This is a genomic window from Dialister sp., from assembly GCF_051885895.1.
In the GTDB taxonomy this organism is placed as follows: domain Bacteria; phylum Bacillota; class Negativicutes; order Veillonellales; family Dialisteraceae; genus Dialister.
In genome coordinates this window covers 1-3,908 of sequence record NZ_JBJEXP010000080.1, presented here as the reverse complement: position 1 = coordinate 3,908, position 3,908 = coordinate 1, and the positions used below count along the sequence as shown (strand labels likewise).

The following is a 3,908-nucleotide window of genomic DNA, read 5'->3' as shown; positions in this document are numbered from 1 at the left end:
ATATAGAATGTCCATATTTTTCTAAAAAGTCCATTGACAGATTGCGGGACTGCTGGTATAATCAATTACGTTGTCGGGGCATAGCGCAGTTTGGTAGCGCACTTGGTTCGGGACCAAGGGGTCGCAGGTTCAAATCCTGCTGCTCCGACCATATGCGGGTGTAGCTCAATGGTAGAGCGCCAGCCTTCCAAGCTGGTTACGAGGGTTCGATTCCCTTCACCCGCTCCACCGATAATATCGAGCTTCGTTAGACTTTTACGAAGCTTTTTTTTTGCCCAAATTTGGCTACTTTTTGGCTATTTTCGAGGACTTTTGCCTAAATCATACATTAGCCCGTACTAAGTTGGCAATATGCCTGAAAAAGTTAATAATGAGTCAATTCTTAAAATACACATTTTCCATGAAATAAAGCAAGAAAAAAAGCCGGGGGATTTACACTCCCGGCTTTCTTCTTACTTCCTGTTTGAAGCATGATGGGCAGCCTGATACGTGCTAAACTGATGGCAAGGCTTAAAAGGTAGGCATATTTGATGGCTGCGGTTTCCGCTTTCATGACAGCTTTATCCCCGCTGTCCTGACCGGATCCTATGCCGGTGATGCAAAGACTTTCATCGGAATCGGCATCCATGAGGCTGATGTTGACCTGTACGGCTGCCGGCTTTTCAATGTTTCCTTTGTTTGTTTTTACATCCGTCAGACTGATGAGTTCAGGAACCGCTGCCGATATGATGCCAACGAGGCATTGACCTTGTGAAGTACATCGTCTCAGGACTTTTTTGCTGCATCGTTGAGATGCGGCTGGAAGCGGAAGAGTGCTGAGCATACTTCAAGAGAAAGACATTGCAGGGGGCGGATCAATCTGGCTGCATTGCTTTTTTTGAGAAGATGACCAGTCAATCAGAGCTTACATTTTCTCCGTAAAAAAGGTGCGTAATTTCTCTAAGGCTTGTGACACATGGGCTTCCACATCATGGAGGAAGATATGGACAGCTCCTTCCTTTGACGGGCAGCTTTTCTGCCCACGAAATATCTGTTTACAGCTGCTATAAATTAGAGTAGAATTATACATAATATAATATAAAACATTATATTTATTTTCTACAGAGAGCTGACATATGGTTCAAAAATTTATGTTTCGCTTTTTTACTCTCCTTCTTATCCTTGTCGGGTGCTTTTGCCCTTCTTTCGAGGCATGGGCGGAGATCCCTCCGGAAAAGGTTGTCATCACGGGGTATACGGTGCCGGAAGCGTACAAGACACATCCGGAGGATATGGTCAAGAAGGGGTATACCTACGATTATCTCCAGATGATTGCTTCTTACAATAACTGGCGGTATGAATATGTGTACGGTTCCTGGTCGGAGCTGCTGAAGAAACTGGAGACCGGGGAAATCGATATCCTGTCCAATGTATCCCAAACGCCGGAGCGGGTAAAGAAGTATTTATTTACTGATTATCCTATTCGCATTGAAACCTATTATATTTTTGCGCCCAAGGAAAAGGTATCCCTGTATGATGAAATCGAAGATCTCCGGGGACGGACAGTGGCGGTGGGAAAAGAGACCATCACCGGACGGATGCTGAAGGAGTTCGATGAGGCACACCATCTGGGACTCCATATTGTGGAATATGGCAGCCTGGATGCCCGGCTGGATGCCATGAGACGGGGAGATGTGGACGTTTCCCTGGAGTTCACTTCCCGAGCGGATGTGCGGAATGGCTTCGTCCCTTTGTTCTTTGTCGGAAACGACGACTCCTATATTGCTGTTGCCAAAGGCCGGGAGGATCTGCTGAAAGATCTGAACCGTGCCATAAGCGAAATGCAAACCTATGATCCTACCTTTGTGGACGGTCTTCGGATGAAATATTTCACCTACGACAAAGAGACCGTTTTGCCGCCTCTGGATGACAGGGGATGGTTCAGAAAGCACGGAACTGTCCGCATGGGCTATATGGCCCACATGGGACCCTACATCTGGACAGATTCTGATGGAAAAGCCAGGGGGACCTTCCGGGATCTTCTGGACTCCGGATTTCAGGCTTTAGATATTCCCGCAGGCATAGAGTACGTTCCCTACGAAGACATGCAGACAATGCGGGATGATGTTGCGGCGGGGAAAATCGACGGCGCCATGCCGGTGTATGACAGGCCCTTCCAGAGTGAGAAGGAAGGCCTTCGGCAGACAAACGATCTTCTTCCTGTGAAAATGTATAAAGTAAGCAGGGAAAATGGGCCAATTACCGATGAAACGGTATTTGCAGTGGCAGACAGCTTCCCACCCCAGGAAAAGTATGTGAAGGATTTCTATCCCCATAACAAAGTCCTACGCTATTCGGATCCGGAGGCTGCACTCCAGGCCATTCGCAATCATGAAGCAGATGCCGCCATTATGAATCCCTACCTGATTTCCATTTATCTTCACAATGAAAAAAGTTTGAATCAGGAAGAACTTCCCAATCGGGAGGGGCTGACCATTGTGGTGAACCGGGACAATTATCCCCTTTTCCTGGCCATCAACCGCATGGAGAACCTCTGGGGTGAAAGCAAAATGCATGAATCGCTCCTGAAATATGCGGATGAATTGTATCAGCCGAATTTCATGGATTATGTGGAACGGAATTACGGTAAAGTCATTCTGGTCATTTTCGCCAGCACCCTGGCAGTGAGCCTCCTGGTGTCCATGATCCTCTTCCGGGGCCGGCAGAAAAGAGCAGCGGATGTGCTGGCCAGGGTGGACCTTCTCACTGGTCTGCCCAACCGGCGGGCCTGCCAAGAAAAGATAAGGGAAATCCAGCAGGATCCGCCATCCAATCTGATGGTAGCGGAGCTGGATCTGAATGGCCTGAAAAAAGCCAACGACACCAGAGGCCACCAGGCTGGCGACGAACTGCTCCGGGCTGTGGGAGACTGCTTCCGGAAGACCTGCGGCGAGGCAGCGTTTCAAGAGTATACCTGCCTGGTCTACCGGGTGGGAGGCGATGAATTCGTCGGTCTGCTCTATATGGACGAGAAGACCTGTGAGACCTTCAGAGTTTCCTTCCAAAAGAATGTGTCCCGGTGGAAAGGAAAGAGAAACGACTGCCTCTCCATAGCCATGGGTTATGCAGGCTGGCATGAATTTCCTGATGTTCCCGTTACCAAACTGCTGCGTGTGGCAGATAACCGGATGTATGAGGATAAGAAAAGATACTACAGAGAAAAAGGAGGGCGCTGAGGCGTCCGGTCATTGGTATAGGCACGGAGTATTTTGCGGATATGGCAAAGCATGCTGTGCAGTTCAGTGGTCTGTCTCATGGATGGGTTACGTTAAATGAAACAGATGTAATGGCTATATTGGAAAAGTGTCTATAATCAGGAAGCCGATATATCCTTGGCATGATGGTATAGTATAAGCCGTAGGCAGCTATGGATTTACTGCAATGGGGCTGTTCTTTTCTTTTTCATCTGCTTGCCGGTTCAATGACTCAAGCATGGGCTGGTTCAGCCTTTATCAATTTTAAAATAATGGGATCTGGTTTGGCCTTAGGACAGGGAATGAGTGAACTATGGCTTTATCTCAATGCTTTTTTAGCCATATTCGCAATATTCTTTGTATTGAAGGTTGGCCTTGACGGTAATGATGACTAGGTATAAGCTGATTAAGCAGTTGGAAAAACAGGGAAAAGAAACGAAATCAATCAGCTGCTGAAGGAAAATTTCTCAGACAAAAAAGGCGTATGCCCGTGACCCCTGCTGTACGTTATCATAAATTGATGAGCTACTCATCTTTTTCTTAGTTACTTACGCCGGTCCCTATCCATCTGTATAATAGGTGCAGATAGGAGATGAACCGGCATGATGTCAACGTATTTGGGGCTGCTTTTGCAACATATCCAGCCTTTTCTTTGTGTTATCCTGGCTGCTTATT

3 protein-coding genes and 2 tRNA genes are annotated in these 3,908 nt (G+C 47.3%); 4 read left to right on the top strand and 1 reads right to left on the bottom strand.

Annotation, left to right across the window (positions count from 1 at the left end; all coding sequences use genetic code 11):
• Window positions 1-74: 74 nt before the first annotated feature.
• Window positions 75-151, top strand: a tRNA-Pro gene (locus ACI4N7_RS07300).
• Between the two features lie 3 nt (window positions 152-154).
• A tRNA-Gly gene (locus tag ACI4N7_RS07295) sits at window positions 155-228 on the top strand.
• A 154-nt stretch (window positions 229-382) separates the two neighbouring features.
• Here ACI4N7_RS07295 and ACI4N7_RS07290 read toward each other — a convergent pair.
• On the bottom strand, window positions 383-553 hold the full coding sequence (locus tag ACI4N7_RS07290; RefSeq protein ID WP_439732694.1) for a hypothetical protein: 171 nt from the start codon (window positions 551-553) through the stop codon (window positions 383-385).
• Window positions 554-1,130: 577 nt separating this feature from the next.
• Between ACI4N7_RS07290 and ACI4N7_RS07285 the strand changes: the two genes are divergently transcribed.
• Both ACI4N7_RS07285 and ACI4N7_RS07280 read left to right on the top strand, forming a co-directional pair.
• Window positions 1,131-3,215, top strand: a complete 2,085-nt coding sequence (locus ACI4N7_RS07285) for a transporter substrate-binding domain-containing diguanylate cyclase (protein WP_439732693.1) — start codon at window positions 1,131-1,133, stop codon at window positions 3,213-3,215.
• Between the two features lie 191 nt (window positions 3,216-3,406).
• Window positions 3,407-3,628 (top strand): hypothetical protein, encoded by a 222-nt coding sequence (locus ACI4N7_RS07280; RefSeq protein WP_439732692.1) that lies wholly within the window; start codon window positions 3,407-3,409, stop codon window positions 3,626-3,628.
• Window positions 3,629-3,908 lie beyond the last annotated feature (280 nt).